The sequence below is a fragment of the Azospirillum sp. B506 genome (assembly GCF_000333595.1).
GTDB lineage: Bacteria > Pseudomonadota > Alphaproteobacteria > Azospirillales > Azospirillaceae > Azospirillum.
Genome location: NZ_BADK01000105.1, coordinates 1 through 1520, shown reverse-complemented (window position 1 = coordinate 1520; position 1520 = coordinate 1). Strand labels below are relative to the sequence as shown.

Here is a 1520-nt window from a genome sequence, read left to right as displayed (position 1 = left end):
TTTCCCCCGGATTGACCGACCGGTTGGCGACCATGCCGTCGATCGGGCTGACCACCACCGCATCGCGCAAAGCCTTGCGCGCCAGTTCGACCTGTGCCGCCAGCGCATCGACCTGGGCACGCTGGAAGCCGAAACTGCTTTCGGCCTGATCCAGGCTGGTGTCGGAAACGATGTTGTTGCGGTTCAGTGTGCGGCTCTTGGTCAGTGTCTTTTCCGCCAGCACCAGCTGGGCACGCGCGCCCTCCAGGTTGGCCTGCTTTTCGTTCAGGCGAGCGGTCAGCTCGACCGTGTCGAAACGGGCCAGCACGTCGCCGCGGCGCACGGCCTGTCCTTCGCGTACCAGAACCTCGCCCAGCCGTGCCGCCACTTCCGCCTTCACCGCCGACTGCTCCATTGGCGATACCGAGCCGCTGAGCCGCACCGTCTCCGTCAGCACGCGCGGGGCGACAGCGGTCACTTCCAGGGCCGTCAGCTCCACCGGCCGCTCCGCCGCCGGAACGGTCGCGGCAGGGGAGGGGGCTGCCGGGCTGCGGGCACGCCAGAGGGCGATGCCTCCGCCAGCCGCGAGCAGCACCAAAAGGACCATCAGCAGCCGGCCGATCCGTCGTCCGGGGTGCGGCGGGAGCGGCGCGTCGCCCTGCGGCGAGGGCTGCGGCGGCTGCGGTGCCGGTGGCAGGACTTCCGCTGGGAGAGTCCGTTGTGGAGCGGTCATGAGCGTCGATCCAGTTCGGTCGGCCCTGCGTGATCGGAGCGGCATCGGTTGAGAGCGCAGCCGGCACTCTCCATTAGGGGTGGCGTCGATGTTCCGTCAAGGTTCCCGTTGTCGCGCCATGTGACGGGATGGCCATGCCCGAAAGGGTTGAGAAGACTGGCATAACGGCATTTGCCAAAAATCCTAATTGCCAACCTCTTCACAAGGGATAAATCCGGCAAATTTGAGGCATCTTCGGGACATGATTCAAGAAGCGGCCGTGATGTCGCTTGACAGGCGTGGGCTGTACATTGAAAAAACGATCCATCTTTTGTCCCGCCTGCGCCAACTGCACGGAAATCCCCTCGTGGTCAAACGGAACCTCGCGACGATCCACGCCGCCGGAGCAATGCTGTGCCTGGCCCTCGGTCTGGCCGGCTGCGCCTCTGAAGCGCCGCAGGTGCAGACGGCTCCGCCGGCCGAAGCCGCCTACCTCCCTGACCCCAGCGATCCGCTGTCGCGCTGGGTCCCGCATATCCGCGAAGCCTCCCAGAAATACGATATGCCGGAGAAATGGATCCGCGCGGTTATGATGCGCGAGAGCAATGGCCGGGCAACGACGAACAGTGGCAAGGTGCTGACCAGTTCCGCCGGGGCCATCGGCCTGATGCAGGTGATGCCCGGCACCTATGAGCTGATGCGCACGCAGTACGGCCTTGGGGCGGATCCCTCCGACCCGCATGACAACATCATGGCCGGCACCGCCTATCTGCGCGAGATGTATGACCTGTTCGGCGCTCCCGGCTTCCTGGCCGCCTACATTGCGGCC

Annotated in this window: 2 protein-coding genes; one reads left to right on the top strand and one right to left on the bottom strand. The window is 65.6% G+C overall.

Annotation, left to right across the window (positions count from 1 at the left end; all coding sequences use genetic code 11):
• Positions 1 to 712: efflux RND transporter periplasmic adaptor subunit (locus I71_RS03890; protein ID WP_042690895.1), on the bottom strand; the 712-nt coding region annotated here is incomplete at its 3' end.
• 241 nt (positions 713 to 953) lie between these two features.
• On the opposite strand from I71_RS03890, the gene I71_RS03885 reads away from it, so the two are divergent.
• Positions 954 to 1520, top strand: a 567-nt coding sequence (locus I71_RS03885; protein WP_375731172.1) for a lytic transglycosylase domain-containing protein, incomplete at its 3' end; no start/stop codon positions are given.